The sequence below is a fragment of the Micromonospora gifhornensis genome (assembly GCF_016863515.1).
GTDB lineage: Bacteria > Actinomycetota > Actinomycetes > Mycobacteriales > Micromonosporaceae > Micromonospora > Micromonospora gifhornensis.
Genome location: NZ_BOPA01000019.1, coordinates 184024 through 204014, shown reverse-complemented (window position 1 = coordinate 204014; position 19991 = coordinate 184024). Strand labels below are relative to the sequence as shown.

At 69.3% G+C, this 19991-nt stretch carries 21 protein-coding genes and 2 pseudogenes; 9 read left to right on the top strand and 14 right to left on the bottom strand.

The genetic code is table 11. From position 1 onward, the window contains the following. Nucleotides 1-193 precede the first annotated feature (193 nt). Together Vgi01_RS14475 and Vgi01_RS14470 are read left to right on the top strand one after the other, a co-directional pair. Nucleotides 194-442 (top strand): annotated as a pseudogene (locus Vgi01_RS14475) (CdiA C-terminal domain-containing protein); the annotation flags it as partial. A 32-nt stretch (nt 443-474) separates the two neighbouring features. After that, nucleotides 475-924: a SitI3 family protein gene (locus Vgi01_RS14470; RefSeq protein ID WP_204291343.1), complete on the top strand. Its 450-nt coding sequence runs from the start codon at nt 475-477 to the stop codon at nt 922-924. 33 nt (nt 925-957) lie between these two features. Here the strand turns inward: Vgi01_RS14470 and Vgi01_RS14465 are convergent, their stop codons facing one another. The 5 genes and pseudogenes from Vgi01_RS14465 to Vgi01_RS14450 all read right to left on the bottom strand — a co-directional run bounded on the left by Vgi01_RS14465 (nt 958) and on the right by Vgi01_RS14450 (nt 3713). Next, complete coding sequence (locus Vgi01_RS14465; RefSeq protein WP_204291342.1) at nt 958-1410, bottom strand: SitI3 family protein; 453 nt, start codon at nt 1408-1410, stop codon at nt 958-960. After that, on the bottom strand, nt 1410-1808 hold the full coding sequence (locus Vgi01_RS14460; RefSeq protein WP_204291385.1) for a CdiA C-terminal domain-containing protein: 399 nt from the start codon (nt 1806-1808) through the stop codon (nt 1410-1412). The genes Vgi01_RS14465 and Vgi01_RS14460 overlap by 1 nt, the downstream gene beginning before the upstream one ends. 132 nt (nt 1809-1940) lie before the next feature. Then, nucleotides 1941-2150 (bottom strand): annotated as a pseudogene (locus Vgi01_RS30660) (DUF6244 family protein); the annotation flags it as partial. Between the two features lie 237 nt (nt 2151-2387). Beyond that, nucleotides 2388-2840: a hypothetical protein gene (locus Vgi01_RS14455; RefSeq protein WP_204291341.1), complete on the bottom strand. Its 453-nt coding sequence runs from the start codon at nt 2838-2840 to the stop codon at nt 2388-2390. A gap of 192 nt (nt 2841-3032) precedes the next feature. Continuing rightward, complete coding sequence (locus Vgi01_RS14450; RefSeq protein WP_204291340.1) at nt 3033-3713, bottom strand: hypothetical protein; 681 nt, start codon at nt 3711-3713, stop codon at nt 3033-3035. A 172-nt stretch (nt 3714-3885) separates the two neighbouring features. Between Vgi01_RS14450 and Vgi01_RS14445 the strand changes: the two genes are divergently transcribed. From Vgi01_RS14445 to Vgi01_RS14425, 5 genes are all read left to right on the top strand, one after another. Then, entirely contained in the window at nt 3886-4155 is a 270-nt protein-coding gene (locus tag Vgi01_RS14445; protein ID WP_204291339.1) for a hypothetical protein, read from the top strand. 260 nt (nt 4156-4415) lie between these two features. Then, entirely contained in the window at nt 4416-5225 is an 810-nt protein-coding gene (locus Vgi01_RS14440; protein ID WP_013734822.1) for a metal-dependent hydrolase, read from the top strand. Nucleotides 5226-5399: 174 nt separating this feature from the next. After that, complete coding sequence (locus Vgi01_RS14435) at nt 5400-6509, top strand: LacI family DNA-binding transcriptional regulator (protein WP_204291338.1); 1110 nt, start codon at nt 5400-5402, stop codon at nt 6507-6509. 41 nt (nt 6510-6550) lie between these two features. After that, the gene (gene yicI, locus Vgi01_RS14430) at nt 6551-8782 is read left to right on the top strand and encodes an alpha-xylosidase (protein WP_204291337.1); all 2232 of its coding nucleotides are present in this window, start codon (nt 6551-6553) and stop codon (nt 8780-8782) included. Then, nucleotides 8779-10176, top strand: a complete 1398-nt coding sequence (locus Vgi01_RS14425) for a GH1 family beta-glucosidase (protein ID WP_204291336.1) — start codon at nt 8779-8781, stop codon at nt 10174-10176. Before yicI ends, Vgi01_RS14425 begins: the two co-directional genes overlap by 4 nt. A gap of 136 nt (nt 10177-10312) precedes the next feature. Here Vgi01_RS14425 and Vgi01_RS14420 read toward each other — a convergent pair whose 3' ends face one another. Next, nucleotides 10313-10906 (bottom strand): nucleotidyltransferase family protein, encoded by a 594-nt coding sequence (locus Vgi01_RS14420; protein WP_013734826.1) that lies wholly within the window; start codon nt 10904-10906, stop codon nt 10313-10315. A gap of 289 nt (nt 10907-11195) precedes the next feature. Here Vgi01_RS14420 and Vgi01_RS14415 point away from each other — a divergent pair, with 289 nt between their 5' ends. Then, complete coding sequence (locus Vgi01_RS14415) at nt 11196-11915, top strand: alpha/beta fold hydrolase (RefSeq protein ID WP_204291335.1); 720 nt, start codon at nt 11196-11198, stop codon at nt 11913-11915. Here Vgi01_RS14415 and Vgi01_RS14410 read toward each other — a convergent pair. From Vgi01_RS14410 to Vgi01_RS14385, 6 genes are all read right to left on the bottom strand, one after another. Continuing rightward, entirely contained in the window at nt 11897-13036 is a 1140-nt protein-coding gene (locus tag Vgi01_RS14410; RefSeq protein ID WP_204291334.1) for a hypothetical protein, read from the bottom strand. The two genes, Vgi01_RS14415 and Vgi01_RS14410, sit on opposite strands and share 19 nt — an antisense overlap. 86 nt (nt 13037-13122) lie before the next feature. Then, nucleotides 13123-14799: a bifunctional 3'-5' exonuclease/DNA polymerase gene (locus Vgi01_RS14405; protein ID WP_204291333.1), complete on the bottom strand. Its 1677-nt coding sequence runs from the start codon at nt 14797-14799 to the stop codon at nt 13123-13125. Nucleotides 14800-14866: 67 nt separating this feature from the next. Then, nucleotides 14867-15280 carry a hypothetical protein gene (locus tag Vgi01_RS14400; protein ID WP_239088969.1) on the bottom strand — a complete coding sequence of 138 codons (414 nt, stop codon included), beginning with the start codon at nt 15278-15280 and terminating at the stop codon, nt 14867-14869. Nucleotides 15281-15313: 33 nt separating this feature from the next. Beyond that, the gene (locus tag Vgi01_RS14395) at nt 15314-15703 is read right to left on the bottom strand and encodes a hypothetical protein (RefSeq protein ID WP_239088967.1); all 390 of its coding nucleotides are present in this window, start codon (nt 15701-15703) and stop codon (nt 15314-15316) included. Between the two features lie 195 nt (nt 15704-15898). After that, nucleotides 15899-16645, bottom strand: coding sequence for an isocitrate lyase/PEP mutase family protein (locus Vgi01_RS14390; RefSeq protein WP_204291332.1), 747 nt, complete (start codon nt 16643-16645; stop codon nt 15899-15901). Further along, the gene (locus tag Vgi01_RS14385) at nt 16642-17304 is read right to left on the bottom strand and encodes a hypothetical protein (RefSeq protein WP_204291331.1); all 663 of its coding nucleotides are present in this window, start codon (nt 17302-17304) and stop codon (nt 16642-16644) included. Before Vgi01_RS14385 ends, Vgi01_RS14390 begins: the two co-directional genes overlap by 4 nt. A gap of 64 nt (nt 17305-17368) precedes the next feature. Between Vgi01_RS14385 and Vgi01_RS14380 the strand changes: the two genes are divergently transcribed. Next, nucleotides 17369-18079, top strand: coding sequence for an ArsR/SmtB family transcription factor (locus Vgi01_RS14380; protein WP_239088965.1), 711 nt, complete (start codon nt 17369-17371; stop codon nt 18077-18079). Here the strand turns inward: Vgi01_RS14380 and Vgi01_RS14375 are convergent. Continuing rightward, complete coding sequence (locus tag Vgi01_RS14375; RefSeq protein WP_102657644.1) at nt 18057-19010, bottom strand: carbohydrate ABC transporter permease; 954 nt, start codon at nt 19008-19010, stop codon at nt 18057-18059. The two genes, Vgi01_RS14380 and Vgi01_RS14375, sit on opposite strands and share 23 nt — an antisense overlap. A 13-nt stretch (nt 19011-19023) precedes the next feature. Next, nucleotides 19024-19965: a carbohydrate ABC transporter permease gene (locus Vgi01_RS14370; RefSeq protein ID WP_102657643.1), complete on the bottom strand. Its 942-nt coding sequence runs from the start codon at nt 19963-19965 to the stop codon at nt 19024-19026. Nucleotides 19966-19991 lie beyond the last annotated feature (26 nt).

Here is a 19991-nt window from a genome sequence, read left to right as displayed (position 1 = left end):
GTGCCCACAAGTCGCATCGCCGGATCGCTATAACTGCTCATGAGTAGCTGCGCCCGGCCACCGCGCCGGGTGAGGGTCGTAACGAGTCGTTGTATGCGCGTAAGCCGTCGGCAACGCGTGCTGCGCCCGGCCACTCTGCCTGGTGAGGATCGCAACAAACTCCGGCCGCGCGAACAACGCAGCCTCACCACTAATAGGCAGCGGGCTAAGGGTCCATAGCACCCGACGAGACGGGAGAACGCTGAGGCGTGGCAGAACACCGACGATGTCGGAAAGCCGGAGAAGGAACCGGAGTACCTGGTGGAGGCCGCACGTCATCGACTGCTACTCCCCGACTCCCGGCAAGGCCGTGCGTGGGGTCTGGACGGAGGTGTCGGGAAAGGTGACCAGCCAGCAGACCCAACGTGTGGTGCTGAACCTGCAGGACTGGCGCGGCGACCTCAAAGTCGGCGAGACTGAGAAGGTAGGCAGCGCGTGGCTATCGAATACCGAGTGACGCTGGCGGGCAACATCCCGTTGGAACAGGTGGCCGAACTCGTCGCCCCGGAGGGCGTCGAGGAGTCGACCCAGCCGGGCGATCCCCGACTGCTTGGCGCAGACCTTACGCACACGTCCGGGTACAGCCTCAGCATCTATGCGGGCAGCAACGGCTACTTCGATGCCGAAGACGACGACGGTTCCCAGTGGGAATGGGAACCCGACTCCTACGTCAACATCGTCTTCCACATGCCCAAGGACGACTCTCTGCGCGCCACAACACCGAACATGGTCGCGGCCGTGGCCCGCATACTCGCCGGCCGCCCCGAGGACGCCGCGCTCGTACTGAACGGCAATTGGCTGCTGCTCACCCGAGTCGCCGGGACCCTACGCAAACACCGGCCAGCCTGGTGGGACAACCACCTCAGCACGATCAACACGATCTGACTCCCCCAGCCCGCCAGTGGCATGCGGTGCCGGTCAGCCGGTAAAGGAACGGTCGAGGTGGTAGTGGTGCCACCAGTCCGGGCGGTAGGTGTGGACAACGCCGTCGGTTCGGGTCAAGAGAAGGTAGTTGCCGTCCTGCACCAGCGCCGCGTCCTCATCGCGGCCTGCGAGGACCCTCGTGACCGCCGCCATCATGTTGGGGATTCCCTTCTCGACGATGTCGTCGGCCCGCATGGAGAACGTCACGGAAACGTACGACGTGGGTGCCCATTCCCAGCGGGCCTCGCCGTCCGCTTCGGCCTCCCAATAGCCGTCCGTTCCGGCGCGGACGGTGATGGCGTAGCCGCGTTGCTCGTACAAACGGGCGGAGAAAAGGGCCGGGTTCGACGCTGGACGTGGGACTTCGCGAGGGTCGGCAGCGGTGAGGGCAGCTACCTCTGCAACGGGCGGGTCGCCGGCCAGGACCAGGCGGAACTCCACGGCCATCAGGACGCCCTCTCAGTCTCGCGGACGATCTGACGGATCGTACCGTCGCGGGTGACCACCGCCAGTTCCTTCAGCCCGCCGATCGGCCACTTGTCGAACTGCCGCCGCAAAGCCGCCACGTCACCCTCCCAATCCTTCAAGTTGAGCACCACCCGCTGCGTCTGCTCATCGTCGACCTTCTCCCGGACCTGACTCCACACGTTGCGCACCGACGTCCGGGCCTGCGGCGAGTAGCAGTCGAAGACGTGCCCCTCGATGAGATAGTCGGGGTCCTTGTCCGGGTTACCGCGGTCACCGGTACGGTCACGGGCGTCGCCGACCTGCTGTGCGGTGGGATTCTGATGCACCCGGTAACCCTTGCCGGCAACGGTGTCGGCGCACTCGTTCTCCAACTCCAGAGCACGGCGGGTGCTGTCGTCCGTTTTGGCCCCGACTCGGGTCCGCGGACCAGTCGGCGTGCCATTCTCGATCCCGGTGGCTTTCCTACATCGGCGCAGGGCTGGCCGGTAAGGGAGGACCAGCCCCGATCGGTTTCCCGACGACCCCAATCCCCGCGCCTGCCCGACCGCCGCCTCCGCAGCCTGCTGCACTGCGCCACAACGCTGCACTACAAGCATCAAGACCTGCTTGACGCCGTCCAGAGACTGCAAAAGCGGACCCGGTTGTCCACCCCGCAGCACCGTACCGACGAGTTGCCGGGCCTGATCGACATGGCCGATCGTCGCGGCGGTGGCCTCACGCCAATAGGTCGTCCATTGTCAGTGGCTGGTCTGCCAGACCTGCGGCCTTGAGAGACAAGATCGCGGCGTGCACGTCCGTGGCGTAGAGGACGACGGCGAGTTCGTTGCGTCAAAGGTCGGCCCGAGCAGCGCACTCTTCCGCCAGATCCGGATGCCACCGGCCAAGACCACGAACCCCATGATCAAACCGACCAGTCGGCCAGTCCAGCCAGCCGCCAGCCGATCTGCGGTTACAGGTCACACCTTTTCGAGCACCATCCGACGGTTCAGATCAGCGTCACCGACATACCAGTAGAGGATCACGCTTCCGTCGACCGTCTGCGACAGCAGCCGCGAACCGTAGGGCACTCCGTATTCACTTTGATCTAGCGAATTAAACGCAAGGGACACGGTGGTGAGTCTTCCGGCCGGGTCTTCGAGCGGCGCCTTGAGCTTCCATGCTCCCGCACCAGACATAGTCGGAGCCGTCGTTCGCGGCGGACCGAAGAACAAGACTGGGATCCCCCCTGCCCGAAAAGTCCCGTCAGCATCGAAGGTAAACTCGCCGCCGCCAGCGTCGCGCCACGTGCCTAGCACGATGTCGCTGGTGAGATTCGGGCGAGTGTCCTCGAAGACCCTACTGAGCACGTAGATCACCAATCCCAAAGCCAGGACCAAGGCGCAAACAATGCCAATGACGACCGCCTTCACTCCCCGTCGCCCTCGCATGCCATGAGCATCGGGAGACCACGTCGCCTCTTTCGGGACAGGCGCATTGGGGATACGCGAATTCCCTACCATTCACTCCTCCTGAACCGGTAGTTTTGGATCTTCTTCCCGCTCGTTATATATGTCGAGCGCTTCCAGCAGAACCCTCACGGCGCCGATTCGCGTGTGCCGCCGTCAGCCGTCGGCGTGTGGGGTTTCGCTGTTCGCGTGTTCGGCGAGGAACACTTTCGCCGAGCGCGCGTCCCTACGGGACTGGACGGTCACGACGGCGATCACCCCGACGAAGAGCACCGCGATGAGGACGAAGCCTGGCGCCCACTGGCGAAACACCTGCCCGACCTGAAGCAGCGTCAAGCCATAGAGTGGCACCAGGAATTTCGGTTGATCGATCAGATCCTCCGCGACGAGGGGCAGCAACGGTCGGTCCTCGTCCCGGCGTACGGCGGTGCCGCGTACCTGTCGGATCAGGTGCCGGCGATGCGACCAGTTCCGCGCCCGCCGTCGCGTGCGGGCATGGCGCTCGTAGTAGCCGTTGCGCACCAGCCACCAGAGACAGCCTCCCATCCACGCCAGCCCAGGCAAGCACAGCAGGAGCCCGACGGAACCCGCCCAGTCTGGGCCGTCACCACGCCAGAATCGTGAGTCGTTGATCAGAACATTGGACTCGGCGAGCACGACGACCGGTAACACCGCAACGACCGTCCCGGCGACCGTCAGTGCTACCACCAGCAGGAGAAAGCGGCCCCATCCCCGCCGCACCCACCGATCCACCTGCTCTAACGCCCAGCCGTCCTTCATCGCCACGCCCCGTTTGCTCTCGATGCCTGCCACGCTCGTCGATACCCCGACGCTCACTCGGTGGCAGATTGAGTGTGGCCATGTCTAGCAGACGGGATCTCGCTGCGGGCCCTGCTGTCCAGAGCGCGAGGATGGGCGGGTGACAGGACCAGACGAAGAGACGCAGGGCGAGGTTGGCTGGTTCTGCGTACGCTGCGTCTTTCGCTCGGGTGGCGACCCTGCGAGTCGGATGTACGAGGAGCGGCTGACATTGTGGCGTGCCGAGGGATTCGACGAGGCGATTGCCTTGGCGGAGGGCGAGGCGCTCGGGTATGCGGCGGAGCAGCCCGGCATGGAGTTTGTGGGACTTGCTCAGGCATACCGGCTGTTTGATGAGCCGGGGCATGCAGCTGAGGTTTTCTCGTTGGTTCGGGTCAGCGAACTGGATCCGCCGGCCTACCTGACGAGGTTCTTCGACACCGGCGAGGAGAAGCAGGGCCACATCGATTCCGGTGCCTGACCGGCCGGCGTGCAACCCTGAGCAGCCGGAATACCGCGCGGTCTCCTCGGGTAGCGCCTGAGCGGCAGGCCGCGTCCCATGGCCGACACAGTGCCCTGGCGAGCCGGCTCTGACTGCCATAATCCCTGGTGGTCGGCTCGGTCACCGAACCACGCTCCGACGTTGTCCTATCTGGACATTACAGTGATGCCCCTGCGGCGGTGCGGCGAACTACAGTGACGTAGTTTTGGCGCTCAAGATCCCTGGGGAGGGCAACCGAAATGATGGGACCGTCGCACGCGCTGTCCGGCGCGGCGGTATGGCTGAGCGGGTCCTGGGCGCTGCAGCAGTTCTACGACTACGAGCAGTCTCCGTTGGCTCTCGCCGTGGGCACCGCCGTCTGTGCCGGTGGGGCGTTGCTGCCCGACCTCGACCTGTCCGGCAAGGTGACCCGCAACAAGGGCGGCGCGACGGTGGCCCGTACCTTCGGTGTCTTCTCGCTGTTCATCGCCGAGGTGGTGGAGAAGGTCTCGCTGGGCGTCTACTACGCCACCAAGCTCAGCCGCGACCCGAAGCGCAACAACGGTCACCGGACGCTGACCCACACCATTCCGTTCACCGTGCTTGTCGGCTGGGGCACCACCACGCTGTGCGCGAGGTTCGGCAAGTGGGCGGTCATCGGCATCCTGTTCTTCATGATCGGTCTGGCGCTGCGCGGGTTGTTCGACAAGTGGGCCGAGCGGGCGGGCTGGCTCATCGTCACCCTGATCTCGGCCGGTGCGGCCGTGGTCACCGCCGCCAACCTGCCGGGTGATCGGGGGTACCCGCTGATCGGGCTGGCGGTCGGGGTGGGTTCCTTCGTGCACATCATCGGCGACATGATCACCAGAGCCGGGGTGCCGATCCTCTGGCCGATTCCGATCAAACGCCGGATGTGGACGCCGATCAGCCTGCCGGACAAGATCGCTCTGCGGGCCGGCGGGCGGACCGAGATGGCCATCGTCCGCCCCGCGCTGACCGTCATCTCGATTCTGGCCTCCGTCGGGCTGTTCGCGCCCTCCCTGCTGGACAAGTTCAACATCGACGGCTGAGCAGGCCCGGACGCCCACCCGCGCGCTGGTCAAGGCCCTCGCCGAGCGCAGCCTTTCATTCGTGGTTGCCTATTGACGGGGACGCGATCCGTCACATACGTTCGTCGAACCGCTTCGACTAACCGCTTCGACGGCGTACGCACGGCGGCCGGCTCACCACGGGGAGGTGCCGCGATGGCGACCATGCAGGACGTGGCGCGCCTGGCCCAGGTGTCGGTCAGCACGGTGTCGTACGTGCTGACCGGTGCCCGCCCGATCTCCCAGGCCACCCGGGACAAGGTGCTGGCCGCCATGGCGGAGTTGGATTATCAGCCCAATGCCATGGCACGCGGGCTGGCCAGCCGACGCAGTCGGATCGTGGGCCTGCTGCTGCCGATGGACGAGCGCGGCCTGGGGGCCACCGAAACTGCCTTCGTCACCGGTGCGGCGGCCGGTGCCAGCGCGGCCGGCTACCACCTGGTGCTCGCGCCCATCGGTGTCGGCGACCGCGACGAGTTGCGTCGGCTGGCCAGCCAGCGCATGTTCGACGGTGCGCTGCTGATGGAGGTGCAACTGCGCGATCCACGGGTGGACGTGCTGCGTGAGCTGGACGTGCCGCTGGTGCTGATCGGCCGCACCGCCGACACCACCGACCTGTCGTACGTGGACATCGACTTCGATCGGACGGTGGCGGAGGCGGTCGGTCACCTGGTGGATCTCGGCCATCGGCGAATCGTCTACGTCAACCACTCCGCCGGCACCATCGCCGAGGGCTACGGCCCGGCGTTGCGTACCCGCGACGCGTTCACCGCCGCGATGGCCGCGCACGGCCTGGAGCCGCTGATGATCCCCGCCGAGGACAGTGCCGCCGGCGGGCGTACCGCCCTGGCCACCGCGCTGCGGCAGGCACCCGATCTGACCGCGATCCTCGCGATGAACGAGAGCGCCGTCTTCGGGCTGCTCGGCGAGCTGCACCGTCGGGGACTGCGGGTGCCGGACGACGTGTCCGTGATCTCGATGGTGACCTCGCCGCAGGTCGCCGAGCTGGCCACCCCGGCGCTGACCGCGATGAACTCGCCCGGTACGGCGCTGGGGCGCATCGCCATCGAGACGCTGCTGCGGCACGTCGACGGCGGGCACCGCGAGATCCACCAGCAACTGCTGCCCTGCGCGCTCCAGGTCCGCGGATCCAGCGGCCCACCGCGTACGGCAGGCACGGCGTACCCGGGCGCCGGTGGCCGCCAGCGGCCAGGCCCGGGCAGCAGGGCAGCTCGCCGGAGCGCTGCCACCGCACGGCGGCCCTGACGAAGGAACGGGCTCGACACACATCAGGCAGGAGCCGACAAGTGAAGTTCACCGACGGGTACTGGCAACTGCGTCCCGGCGTCACGGTGCTGCGACCCGGCGCGGTGGAATCGGTGGAGCCCGACGAACGCTCGTTCACCGTCTTCGCGCCCATCGGCCGGATCACCGGTCGGGGCGACACCCTCAACCGGCCGGTGGTCACCGTACGCTTCTTCTCCCCCGCGCCCGGGGTGGTCGGGGTGACCGTCGGTCACCACAGCGGTGGGCTGCCCAAGCAGCCCCGCTTCGTTCTCGCCGAGGACACGGATCATCCGGTGCAGGTCGAGGTGACCGGGCTCAGCGCGCGGTTGACCACCGGTGAGTTGACCGTCCGGGTGGCGCTGACCGGGCCGTGGCAGGTCGACTTCCTGCGCGGCGACCGGCTGGTCACCTCCTCCACCGAGCGCAGCATCGGCGTGGTCACCGACGCCGACGGTCAGAAGTACGTGCACGACCGGCTGGCGCTCGGCGTCGGCGAGACCGTCTACGGGCTGGGCGAGCGCTTCGGGGCGTACGTCAAGAACGGTCAGACGGTGGAAATTTGGAACGCCGACGGGGGTACGGCCAGCGAGCAGGCGTACAAGAATGTGCCGTTCTATCTCAGCAGCGCCGGCTACGGGGTGTTCGTGGACCACCCGGAGCACGTGTCGTTCGAGGTGGGTTCCGAGGTGGTGTCGCAGACCCAGTTCAGTGTGCCGGGGCAGTCGTTGACCTACCACGTGATCGACGGGCCCAGCCCCAAGGAGGTGCTGCGCCGCTACACCGCGCTGACCGGTCGCCCGGCCCGGGTGCCCGCCTGGTCGTACGGGCTGTGGCTGTCCACCTCGTTCACCACGTCGTACGACGAGAAGACCGTCACCGAGTTCATCGACGGGATGGCCGAGCGGGACCTGCCGCTGTCGGTGTTCCACTTCGACTGCTTCTGGATGCGGCAGTTCCACTGGGTCGACTTCATCTGGGACCCGGCGACCTTCCCGGACCCGGAGGGGATGCTGCGGCGGCTGCACGAGCGTGGCCTGAAGGTGTGCGTCTGGATCAACCCGTACATCGCCCAGCGGTCGTACCTGTTCGAGGAGGGACGGCAGGCCGGCTACCTGGTCCGCAATCCGGACGGTTCGGTCTGGCAGTGGGACAAGTGGCAGGCCGGGATGGCGTTGGTCGACTTCACCAACCCCGACGCCGCCCGGTGGTACGCCGACAAGCTCAAGGTGCTGCTCGACATGGGTGTCGACTGCTTCAAGACCGACTTCGGCGAACGCATCCCGACCGACGTGCTCTGGCACGACGGCGCCGACCCGCAGCGGATGCACAACTACTACTCCTACCTGTACAACAAGACCGTCTTCGAGTTGCTTGAGTCCGAACGCGGGACGGGTGAGGCGGTGGTGTTCGCCCGCTCGGCGACCGCCGGTGGGCAGCAGTTCCCGGTGCACTGGGGTGGCGACTGCGAGTCCACATTCGTGGCGATGGCCGAGTCGCTGCGCGGTGGGCTGTCCCTGGCCGCCTCCGGCTTCGGGTACTGGAGCCACGACATCGGCGGCTTCGAGGGCACCCCCGATCCTGCGGTGTTCAAACGGTGGATCGCCTTCGGGCTGCTCTCCTCCCACTCGCGGCTGCACGGCTCCGGCTCGTACCGGGTGCCGTGGGCGTACGACGACGAGGCGGTCGAGGTGCTGCGCCGCTTCACCCGGCTCAAGCTGGGCCTGATGCCGTACCTGGCGGCGGCGGCCGACGAGGCGCACCGCGAGGGAATACCGGTGATGCGGCCGATGATCCTGGAGTTCCCGGACGACCCGACCAGCGCCTACCTGGACCGGCAGTACATGCTCGGCCCGGACCTGCTCGTCGCGCCGGTGATGAGCGCCGACGGGCAGGTCACCTACTACGTACCGGCGGGCACCTGGACGAACCTGATGACCGGCGCGCAGGTCACCGGCCCGGGCTGGGTGAACGAGAAACACGGCTTCGACACCGTGCCGGTGCTGGCCCGGCCCGGCGCGGTCATCCCGTTCGGCTCGGTCACCGACCGACCCGACTACCCGTGGGCCGACGACGTGCAGCTGCGGCTGTACGCCCCGGCGCAGGGGCAACGCACCCGAGTCCGGATCCCGTCGCCCGACGGTGGGCCGGGCACCGAGTTCGAGGTGCGCTACCAGGACGGGACGGCCACCGCCGAGGTGGTGGCCGGGGCGTCGTCCGGATATGGCTGCAAGGTAACGGAGGTGGCGACATGAGCGAAGTGGTTTTCCCCCCGGGCTTCGTCTGGGGTACGGCCACGGCGGCGTACCAGATCGAGGGAGCGGCGAAGGAGGGTGGCCGGGGACCGTCGATCTGGGACACCTACAGCCACACACCGGGACGCACCCTCAACGGGGACACCGGCGACGTGGCGGCCGACCACTACCACCGGTGGGCCGACGACCTCGACCAGTTGGCCGCGCTCGGCGTCGGGGCGTACCGGTTCTCGATCGCCTGGCCACGGGTGCAGCCCGGTGGCTCCGGCCCGGTCAACCAGGCCGGGGTGGACTTCTACTCCCGGCTGGTGGATCGGCTGTTGGAGCTGGGCATCCGGCCGGTGGCCACGCTGTACCACTGGGACCTGCCGCAGGAGTTGGAGGACGCCGGGGGTTGGCCGGCGCGGGACACCGCGTCACGCTTCGCGGACTACGCCACCGCGATCGTCGGGGCGCTGGGCGACCGGGTGCACACCTGGACCACGTTCAACGAGCCGTGGTGCTCGGCGTACCTCGGGTACGCCTCCGGGGTGCACGCGCCGGGGCGCACCGAGCCGGCCGGGGCGCTTGCCGCCGTACACCATCTGAACCTGGCGCACGGACTGGCCGGGCGGGTGATCCGGGAGCTGGCGCCCGCCGCGCAGCTGTCGGTGACGTTGAACCTGCACGTGATCCGGCCGGCTTCGGACTCGGCCGCCGACGCCGACGCGGTACGCCGCATCGACGCGCTGGCCAACCGGGCGTTCCTCGGCCCGATGCTGGACGGGGCGTACCCGGCCGACCTGCTGGCCGACACCGCCGGTGTCACCGACTGGTCGTTCGTCCGCGACGGCGACGAGCGCACCGCAGCGGTGCCGTTGGACGTGCTGGGCGTCAACTACTACTCGACCACCCTGGTCCGCGCCTGGGACGGGGTGTCGACCAAGTCGGACTCCGACGGGCACGGCCGTTCGGCACACTCGGCCTGGGTCGGCTCGGAGCAGGTCGAGTTCCTGCCGCAGCCCGGCCCGCACACCGCGATGGGCTGGAACATCGAGCCGGCCGGGTTGACCGAGCTGCTGCTGCGGCTGCACCGCGAGTACCCCGACCTGCCGCTGATGATCACCGAGAACGGTGCCGCCTTCCCCGACGAGGTCTCCCCCGACGGCGCCGTCCACGACGACCGCCGGGTCGACTACCTACGCCGCCACATCGCCGCCACCCACGACGCGATGACGGCGGGTGCCGACGTGCGCGGCTACTTCGTCTGGTCCCTACTGGACAACTTCGAGTGGGCGTACGGCTACGACCGCCGCTTCGGGATCATCCACGTCGACTACGACACCCAGCAACGCACCTGGAAAGACTCCGCCCACTGGTACCGCACCCTAACCACCACCAACACCCTCCCCTAGCTCGCAGCGCCCGCACCCGCCCCCCTGAGCCCCGTCGATCTTGCACTTCCTGTCCCCGCAAAGGTGTTATTTCGCCCATCTCGGCGACCAAAAGTGCAAGATCGACGGGGCTCAGGGGGGCGGGTGCGGGGTCGGGTTAGGCGGGGACGCGTTGTTCGGGGACGGAGAGGCCGTAGAGGGCCATGAGTTCGGGGGTGTCGACGCGGCTGCCGTCGGCGACGGAGTCGCAGGCGATGTCGACGATCTGGTCCTTGTGGGCCAGCAGGTAGGGGCGGGCACCGACGTCGGCGCTGGCCAGGGTGGCGATGCCGGCCCAGTGGCGGCGACCGAACAGCATGGGGTAGCCGCGCAGGCCGTTGTAGGTGGCGCAGACCAGCACGTCGGGGAAGGGCAGCGCGGTCACCCGGCGCACCGCGGCGGCGGTCAGTCCGGGCATGTCGACCGGCACCACCACGACTGCCTCGATCCGGTCGTCGTCGAGCCCGGCCAGGCCGGCGCGGATCGAGGAACCCACCCCGGTACCCCACGCGCGGTTGACCACCACCGTGGCGCGGTCCAGGTCAGCGGTCTCGCGCACCTGGTCGGCCGCGGCACCGAGAACGACCACGATGGGGCCGCATCCCGCCTCGGTCAGCGTGTCGATCATCTGGTCGACCAGGGGTTTGCCGTCCTGGTGCAGCAGGGCTTCCGGGCCGCCGATGCGGCGACCACCCCCCGCGGCGATGATCATTCCTGCGATCCGGTTCAGAGCCGGGCTCCCTCCCACGTGGGGCGGCCTGCCCCTGGCCGTCCCCTTCCTACGCACACCGATTGCAACGACTGGTGCCAAAGGAGGGTGGCGGGGCAAATTACATAAATTGGGTATCATTCGCCAATCACTCCTCCGGCGACGTGCTCCTAGCGCAACGTCGCGACGGCTGTTCGCAATCTTGGCGATTCGCTCCGCGGGTCGACGGGGCTGGGAGACAGTGCGGGACAAGGGTTACCGCCCGCCGCCCACCCGATACCTGGAGGTTGACGTGAGTGACGTGTCGCCGCCCGAGCCGGCCCGCAACGTCGTCCTGGTGCACGGCGCGTACGCCGACGGATCGTCCTGGTCCGACGTGATCCCCATCCTGCAGCGGGCCGGGCTGAACGCCACCGCGGTGCAGAACCCGCTTACCTCGTTGGCCGACGACGTGGCCGCCACCCGACGCGCGCTCGACCGCCAGGACGGTCCGACCGTGCTGGCCGGTCACTCCTGGGCCGGCACCGTCATCACCGAGGCCGGTGACCACCCGAACGTCAGCGCACTGGTCTACGTGGCCGCCCGGGCACCGGACGTCGGCGAGGACTACGCCGCGCTCGCCGCCAAGTATCCGACCCCACCGGCCAACGCGGGACTCGTCCACCATGACGGCTTCGCCCAACTCAGCGAAGAGGCATTCCTCGCCGACTTCGCCGGTGGGGTGGACGAGGCCCGCGCCCGGGCCCTCTACGCGGTGCAGGGGCCGATCGCCGGTGACCTGTTCAAAGCCCGTACGACCACCGCCGCCTGGCGGGACAAACCCTGCTACTACTCGATCTCCACCCTCGACCGCACCACCGCACCCGAACTCGAACGGTTCCTGGCGCAACGGATGCACGCCACCACCATCGAAGTCGAGTCGTCGCACCTGGCGATGGTCACCCACCCCGAGGCGATAGCGGATCTGATCCTGAAAGCCGCGCAGGGCACGAATCAGAACGGCGGCGGATAGCGGCGGTGCCAGCGGGTCCGAGCCGCTACCCGGATGACGTGCCGCAGCCGGCGCTTCACGCCGCCGGTCGCCCGGTTCGTCAGCCGGGAGAGGACGTCGTCGGGTTGGTGCTCCGCCCGCTCGTCGAGGGTCTGCGCGTGGCCGAGCAGGTCGACGATCGTCTCGATGGCGACGTCGAGCAGGTGGTCGTCGTCGACGGCGTCCGGGGTGCCGGCGGGCGTCAGCTTCGCCGGCCGCAGTTCGTCCAGGTCGCCGACGATCCGGCAGGGGTAGTCGCGCAGTTCCTTGATCTGCGCGTCGGCCAGGTCCAGCACCCAGTCGGCCCGGTCCAGGCCGATGCCGAAGCGCTGCTGGTCGGCCCGCTGTTTGAGCACCGCGTCGACGAGGTGGCGGTGCACCACCCGGCGGTAGGGGGTGCGCAGCGGGTAGCGGTCGCCCAGCTTCCGGTTGACCCGGCGCAGCAGTTCGATCTCGGCGGCGCCCAGTGACGGGTTCGCGGCGGGCGCGGTCAGCTCGCACCGTCCATCGTCGATGCCGACGATGCCGGCGAAGCGCTGCCACAGCACCTCGGGCGGGGCGCCCGGTGCCGGCACGGTCACCAGATGTCGTCGTTGTGCGGGCACCAGGTCACCCCAGCGGCGCAGCATCCGTACCGCTGTGTGGTTCTCCCAGAAGACCTCGCACCGGCCCTCTTCGACCGCCCGCAGGAACTCCTCGAACCGCCATCCGCTGCGGGCCCGCACGCTCTGCTGCCAGAACGACGGGAAGGTACGCCACAGGTCACGTCCCACCACGATGACGTGGATCTCGCCCGGGCCGAGGCTCGCCACCGCCCGGGCCGCCTGCTCGCCGGTGGCCGCGCCCAACCCCTCGTTGCTGATGATCACGTCGCCGGGCCACTGCCGGGCCTTGTCGGCCAGCCGGTCCCAGGTCCAGTACACCTCGGGGTCCCGCCACGGCGCGGCCCGCAGGTCGGCCATCGCCTGGTCCTGTGCCACCGCGCTGCCCGGCAGCAGGATGCCCGTCTGTGCCAACCGGTCGCGGTTGCTCCAGAGCACGTTCTGCACGTAGGTGCTGCCGGTCTTCGGCGCACCGATGTGCAGGTACACGCGTCTGGCCATGCCGCCCTCCTTCACCATGTCGATCGCGGTGGTCAGGTTGGCAGCCGGACATGAACAACACGCAAAGCGCTGGTGCGTCGGGTCGCTCAGGCCGCGTCGCCGTAGCACTCGACGATCGACAGATCGAGCGGGAACCGCACCGGGGTGTCACCGAACAGCAGCGCGGTGGCCCGCTGACCGGCCCGCTGCACCGCCTCGGCGACCCGTTCGGCCTGCTCGGCCGGGCAGTGCACGATCACCTCGTCGTGTTGGAAGAAGACCAGCTCGGCTTCGGTGCCGGCCAGTTCGCCGCGGAGCACCGCCAGCAGCGTCGAGGCCCACTCGGCGGCGGTGGCCTGGATGACGAAGTTGCGGGTGAACCGGCCCCGCGACCGCGCCGCCCGGGCCCGGGGCGACTGCGGGTCACCGGCCGCGTCCGGATCCACCACCGCCTCGTCGGTGGCGAAACCCGCCGAGCCCGGCGGGCAGGTACGCCCCAGCCAGGAGCGCACCAACCCGCCCGCCTCACCGGTACGCGCCGCCGCCTCGACGTAACCGAACGCCGTCGGATAGTTGCGCCGCAGTACCGCCAGCGCCGGCACCGCCTCCCCGCCGGTCTGCCCGTACATCGCGCCGAGCAGGGCCAGCTTGGCCCGACCCCGGTCGCCGCCGAACGCGTCCCGGGCCAGGGCCTGGTAGAGGTCACCTGTCGCGCCGGCGGCGGCCAGCCGGGCGTCACCGGAGACCGCAGCGAGCACCCGGGGCTCCAGTTGGCCCGCGTCGGCCACCACGAACCGCCAACCCGGGTCGGCCATCGCCGCCCGGCGGATCACCTTCGGGATCTGCAACGCGCCCCCGCCGCGGGTGGCCCACCGACCGGACACCACCCCGCCGGGCACGTACTCCGGCTGGAAGCGGCCGTCGCGGACCCAGGCGTCCCGCCAGGCCCGGCCGTGCGCCGTCCAGATCCGGTACAGCTCCTTGTATTCCAGGACCAGCGGCACCGCCGGGTGGTCGACCTCGCGCAGCACCCAGGACCGGGTGTTGGGCAGGTCGATGCCGGCGCGGGCGAACGCCCGCAGCAGTTCGGCCGGGGAATCGGCGTGCACCTGGCGTACGCCGAACGCCTCGGCGATCCGCGCGGTGAGGTCCGCCAGTCGGCGTGGCGGGCCACCCACCGGGGAGGGTTCCCCCAGCAGTTCGGCCAGTACGGCGTCGTGCACGTCGGCCCGCCAGGGCAGCCCGGCCGCCCCCATCTCGGCGGCGATCAGCGCCCCGGCCGACTCGGCGGCCACCAGCAGGCGGAACCGGCCGGGATGCCCGGTGGCCGCGATGCGGTCGAGTTGGTCGGCGTACACCCGGGTCAACGCGGTGATGCCGGGGCCCGGCGGCCCGGGCACGGCGTCGAAGAGTGCGGCCTGCCCGGCCCCGGGTGGGGCGGGGGCACGCGGCGGCGGATCGGGTGGCACCGGCGCGCCGGTCAGCCGGGCCCAGGCCGCCGCCAGGGAACGCGGTTCGCCCCAGCGGCCGGCGTGGCCGAGCAGCAGGGACTCGGTCAGCTCGACGTCGTGGCAGCGCTCGACCCGGACCCCGGCGCGCAGCAGCGTGGGGTAGAGGGTCGTGCCGGAGGCCCAGACCCAGCGGGGCCGGTCCTGGGCCTCCCGCGCGGCGACGGCGGCGGCGAGGTCGGTGACGGGCTCGGGCGGGCCGGCGCACTGCCCGTCGGCGTGCAGCGGGCACAGCACGCCCGCACCGCCCTCCCCCGCCACCACCGCGACCAGCACACCCCCATCCTGCCCGTACCCACCGACACGCCGCCGCGCCTCGGTCCGTCCGGGCGGGGCTACGGGATCACCAGACGCAGGGCTGCGTGTGGACCTTCACGTTCGTCACGATCCCGGGCCAGTACGTGTCCTGCCCGTTGCCGGGGGTGAGGCAGATGGTGAAGGGGCCCCACGGCGAGTCATGCTGCCAGCGGAAGGTGATGTCGACGTTGCGGGAGGTGTTGTTGTAGAACAGGTATCCCGGCATCTCGCCGGACCAGTCGGTGTTGGTCGTCAGGGCCGGCGTCATCCATTCGTTCCATTCGGGCCAGAGGCAGAACACGCCCTGCGGGCAGTTCCCGGCCGGCCACATTCCGGCTGAGGTCTGGGCGGTTGCCGCCGAGGCGGGAGAGGCGGGGGCCGCCGAGGCGGGAGGGGCGGCGGCCAGCACGCCTGCGACAGCCGCGGCGACAGCGAGGGACTTGAGCATGGTCTTCAGCACGGTTCACCTACTTGTCATTGATGGGTGTCGGATTCACCGGCAGTTGCGCGTGTGGAAGACGACCTTCGTCACGGTCATCGGGACGTACAGGTCCGCGTCGCCGGGGGTGGCGCAGAAGGTGCCGGCGTAGGTCGTCCCCGGCAGGTACCAGTCGATGTCGACGTTGCGGGAGGTGTAGTTGTAGAAGTTGAACACCGTGACGCTGCCGGACCAGTCGGTGGTGGTCACCAGGGAGGGCGTCGCGGTGGGGCCCTCCGGCGGGTGGTCCCAGTTGGCCCAGCCGCAGAACGTGCCCGGCAGGCAGTTTCCGGGCAGATATCTTCCCCACCCCGACTCGGCGGCTGCCGCCGAGGCGGGAGGGGCCGCGGCCAGCACGCCTGCGACCGCTGCGGCGGCAGCGATGGACTTAGCGATGGACTTCACGAGGCTTCACCTACTTTCCACGAGACAAACATCGACCGACATCGAACTTACTCGTTAAGATATTGACGAGTCAAGAACCTCATGTCGGTTCGCTCACCCACGGCGGAAGGGCGAAGACGGGGCTGCGAAACCGTTTCGACGCAATGGCGGGGTCCGCGCGAGCGGGATACCACCACTACGCCGATACGGAGTTGATCAAGCAGATGGCCGGAGCCCGGACCCGGCGTTCACCTGCGCGTACGGTGGCAGGTTCGGGTGGATCGGGTGGCCGTCGCGGACGGCGGTGGCGGTCTCCACGATGGCGGCCAGGGCCGCCCGGAACAGCAGGGAGCCGGTGCTGATCCGCCGCACACCCAACTCGGCCAGGGCGGCGACGGTGTGCCGGTCCGGCAGGAACAGGATGTTGACCGGTACCTCGACGGCGGCCACCACGGCCGCGATGTCGGCGGGCTCGGACAGGCCGGGAACGAACACCCCGTCCGCACCGGCGTCGGCGTAGCACCGTACCCGGCTGATTGCCTCGGCCAGATCGCCGGGACGCTGCCAGTGCGTGTCGGTGCGGGCGTTGACGAACAGCTCCGGCACCTCCCGCTTCACCGAGCGGATCAGTGTCGCGTGCTCCGCCGCCGGACGCAGAGCGTCCTCGACGTTCACCCCCACCGCGCCGGCCTCGGCCACCGCGACCGCCGCGGCGACCGATCCGGTCTCGATGTCGGCGGTCAGCTGCACCGGCAGCGCCGCCAGGCGGCGGATGAGCGCCAGGCTCTCGGCCTCGGTCGCGCCGACGCCGTCGGGCAGGCCGTTGGTGGCCGCGACGCCGAGACTTGTGGTGCCGAGCGCGGGAAACCCGGCCTCGACCAGAAGGCGGGCCGACGCCACGTCCCACACGTTCGGCAGGACCAGCGGGTCACCGGCGCGATGCAACGCCGCGAAGCTGTTCATCGGTGTGCTCCGGCCACCAGCGCGAGAGCATGGGCCCGGCCGGGGCAACGCCGCGGACCCGCGCCGAAGGCCAGGTCGCCGGCCAAGCGTACGCGGACCACCTCACCGGCGTGGATGGTCACGCCCGCCACGGTGGTGGTGACCAGCGCCTGCCGCCTGGTTGCCGGCACCGGCGGATCATCGCGCAGCACGTCGTCGACGCGCCGGTGCCGGGTCCGGTCGATCAGGGCGGCCGTGGCCTCGCACGCCTGCACGAGCACACCGATGCGGGCTGCGGTCGGTTCGTCGAAGCTGCCGCCGAAGATCGCGACCAGCCGGTTCACCGCGGCGTCCGCCCGCGGCTCGTCGCCGGTGCCCGGCTGGTAGGCCTGCGCCACGTCGCGGACCAACTCCACCACGGGTTCAGTGACATTCAGGTGACGGGCCAGGGCCGTCACCGGGTGGACCGCACCGGCGTGGCGCAGCGAGTCCGGCGAGATCCGGTCCAGAATCGCCGTCGACAACGCGCGCCGCCGTTCGTGCTCGGTGCCATGGCTGAATCGGCCGACGGTGGCCCGCAGCCAGGCGACCCCGGCGCAGGCGGGCGGAACCGGTGGCACCACGAATGCCGGGTTGGTCAGCACGGCGAGGGCCGGCTCGCGGCCGTGGATCTCCTTCATGCGGCGAAGGCTACGACCGGAACCCTTCGATGAGCACCGAACTGTCGTACCCGACAATGGGCCGGTGACCACCGCCGCTGACCTCGCCGGGCTGGCGGCGCTGCTGGCTGACGAGACGCGTGCGGGGATCTGCCTCGCGTTGCTCGACGGCCGGTCGTGGACCGCAGGCGAACTCGCTGCCCACACCGGTGTCGCGCCTTCCACCGCCACCGCACACCTGCATCGTCTCGTCGCCGGCGGTCTGCTCGTCGAACGGCGGCAGGGCCGACACCGGTACGTGCAACTCGCCGACGCGTCGGTGGCGCAACTGTTGGAAGACCTGGCGACGCGTACCGAGCCGGGCCCCGCCCGTACCGGCAGCCTGCGGGCGGTTACCGCCAGCGCGGCGCTGCGCCGGGGCCGTACCTGCTACGACCACCTCGCGGGCCGGCTCGGGGTGGCGGTGACCGACGCGATGAGCGGGCGAGGGCTGCTGGAGCGCGGCAGCGGCTTCGCCCTCACCCCGGCCGGCCTGGCCTGGCTGGCCGACCTGGTCGGCTGGGACCCGGCGCAGCCACGGCCGGGCCGCCGACCGCTGGCGCGTGGCTGCCTGGACTGGACGGAACGCCGTGAGCACCTCGGCGGACTGGCCGGCGCGAAGCTGTGCGAGACGTTTCTCGACAACCGGTGGGTGGTGCGGATCGGCTCCGGCCGCGCCGTACGGCTCACCACTGCGGGGCACGCCGCGCTCCGCGACCACCTGGGCATCACCGTTACTTGCTCACCCCCGCGGTGAGGCCGGACTGCACCTGACGCTGGAAGACGATGTAGACGATCAGCACCGGCAGCATCGCCATGGTGACCCCGGCGAACAGCCCTGACCAGTCGGACTTGTAGCCCTGGTTGACCGAGAGTTCGATCAGGCCCTGGGAGATGACCTGGTTCTTCGGTTCGCCGGCCACCGACTGCATCAGCAGGGTCGGCAGGTACCACTGGTTCCACTGGCCGAGGACGTTGAAGATGCCGATGCTGATCAGGCCGGGCTTGGCCATCGGCAGCATCACGCTGAAGAACAGCCGGCTGTGCGACGCACCGTCGACCAGGGCCGCCTCGGCGATCGCGTCGGGCAGGGTCCGGAAGAACGAGTGCATGAAGAAGACGGTGAACGCCAGCGACCAGGCCACGTAGACCAGGATCAGCATCAGGTGGCTGTTCGGGCCGAGGAAGGGCAGCGTCACGCCCATGTTGTAGACGCCCTTGAACAGCGGCACCGCGGCCAGGTAGACCGGCAGGGTCAGCCCGGACAGGAACATGTAGTAGATCAACCGGTTGCCGGGGAAGTCGTAGCGGGCCAGCACGTAGGCGGCCATCGAGCCGAGCAGCATGGTGAGGAAGACGCTGCCGGTCAGCACCAGGATCGTGTTCAGGAAGAAGTCGCCGATGTGGCCCTCGGTCCAGGCCCGGGTGAAGTTGCCCCACTGCAGCGTCTCGGGGAACAGCGACAGCGGCTTGCGGATGACCTCCGAGTCGGTCTTGAGCGCCGACATCACCACCCACAGCAGCGGGTAGACCACCATGATCGCCCAGACGGCCAGGAAGAGATGCGAGAAGCCGTTGAAGATCTTCGCCCCGGCGCGGCTGCCGCCGACGGCGGAGCGTGGGCCCGGCGTACGGTCCGGCGGTGGGGCCTGGTCGGGCCCGGCCGGGGTGTGGGTCACCGTGCTCATCGTCGGTGTCTCCTCAGTACTCGATGCGCTCACGACGGGTGATCCGCAGCTGCAACGCGGCCAGCAGGATCGTGAAGATCGCCAGGGCCACCGCGATCGCGCAGGCGTAGCCGAACTGGCCCTTCTGGAAGGCGTTGAAGTTGATCACCGACGCGAAGATCTCACTTGCGTGGTTCGGGCCGCCCTGACTCGGGGTCATGATGTAGACGAGCGCGAACATGTCAAGCGCGATGAAGCCCAGGTAGACCCAGGCCACCGAGACGGTGTCCCGCAGCAGCGGCAGGGTGATCCGGAAGAAGGTGTGGAAGCGGCCCGCACCGTCGAGGATGGCCGCCTCGTAGATGTCCTTCGGGATGGACTGCATGGCCGCCGAGAACAGCACCATGTAGAAGCCGGCGCCGCTCCAGACCGCGATGACCAGCAGCCACCACAACACCGCCGGTACGCCGAGGAACGGCTCCGGGTCGTACACGAAGGTGATCGGGTCGTCCGCGTCGACCAGGCCGATCTTCATCAGTACGCCGTTGATCAGGCCCTGGCCGTCCGCGCGGTAGATCTGTTGCCACATCACCGCGATGACGACCAGGGACAGCACCTGCGGGAAGAAGAAGATCACCTTGTACAGGCCGGAGCCGAAGACGCCCCGGATGCCGGCCTTGTCCTCGCGTCCGCCCACGTTGAGCAGGAACGCGAGGAACAGGGCCAGCGCGATGGTGAACAGCGGCACGGTGACCAGGAAGAAGACGTTGTGCCAGAACGCCTTCCTGATCAGCTCGTCGGAGAACAGCCGGAGGTAGTTGTCCAGCCCGACGAACTGTTGCCGGTCGGAGTAGCCTCCCCAGTCGGTCAGCGAGTACCCGGCCGCCTGCAGGAAGGGCCACACCACGTAGAAGAGGTACAGCCCGACCGGCAGCGCCAGAAAGCCCGTGACGAAACGCGCAACACCGTGCCGCATTCCCGCTCACTTCCTCGTTCGGTCAG

Coding starts and splice junctions, on each gene's coding strand:
- Vgi01_RS14465 (WP_204291342.1), bottom strand. CDS start 1,410: ATGGCCGTGGAGTTCCGCCTGGTCCTGGCCGGCGACCCGCCCGTTGCA.
- Vgi01_RS14445 (WP_204291339.1), top strand. CDS start 3,886: ATGTACGAGGAGCGGCTGACATTGTGGCGTGCCGAGGGATTCGACGAG.
- Vgi01_RS14440 (WP_013734822.1), top strand. CDS start 4,416: ATGATGGGACCGTCGCACGCGCTGTCCGGCGCGGCGGTATGGCTGAGC.
- Vgi01_RS14435 (WP_204291338.1), top strand. CDS start 5,400: ATGGCGACCATGCAGGACGTGGCGCGCCTGGCCCAGGTGTCGGTCAGC.
- Vgi01_RS14425 (WP_204291336.1), top strand. CDS start 8,779: ATGAGCGAAGTGGTTTTCCCCCCGGGCTTCGTCTGGGGTACGGCCACG.
- Vgi01_RS14420 (WP_013734826.1), bottom strand. CDS start 10,906: ATGATCATCGCCGCGGGGGGTGGTCGCCGCATCGGCGGCCCGGAAGCC.
- Vgi01_RS14410 (WP_204291334.1), bottom strand. CDS start 13,036: ATGGCCAGACGCGTGTACCTGCACATCGGTGCGCCGAAGACCGGCAGC.
- Vgi01_RS14390 (WP_204291332.1), bottom strand. CDS start 16,645: ATGAACAGCTTCGCGGCGTTGCATCGCGCCGGTGACCCGCTGGTCCTG.
- Vgi01_RS14385 (WP_204291331.1), bottom strand. CDS start 17,304: ATGAAGGAGATCCACGGCCGCGAGCCGGCCCTCGCCGTGCTGACCAAC.
- Vgi01_RS14375 (WP_102657644.1), bottom strand. CDS start 19,010: ATGAGCACGGTGACCCACACCCCGGCCGGGCCCGACCAGGCCCCACCG.
- Vgi01_RS14370 (WP_102657643.1), bottom strand. CDS start 19,965: ATGCGGCACGGTGTTGCGCGTTTCGTCACGGGCTTTCTGGCGCTGCCG.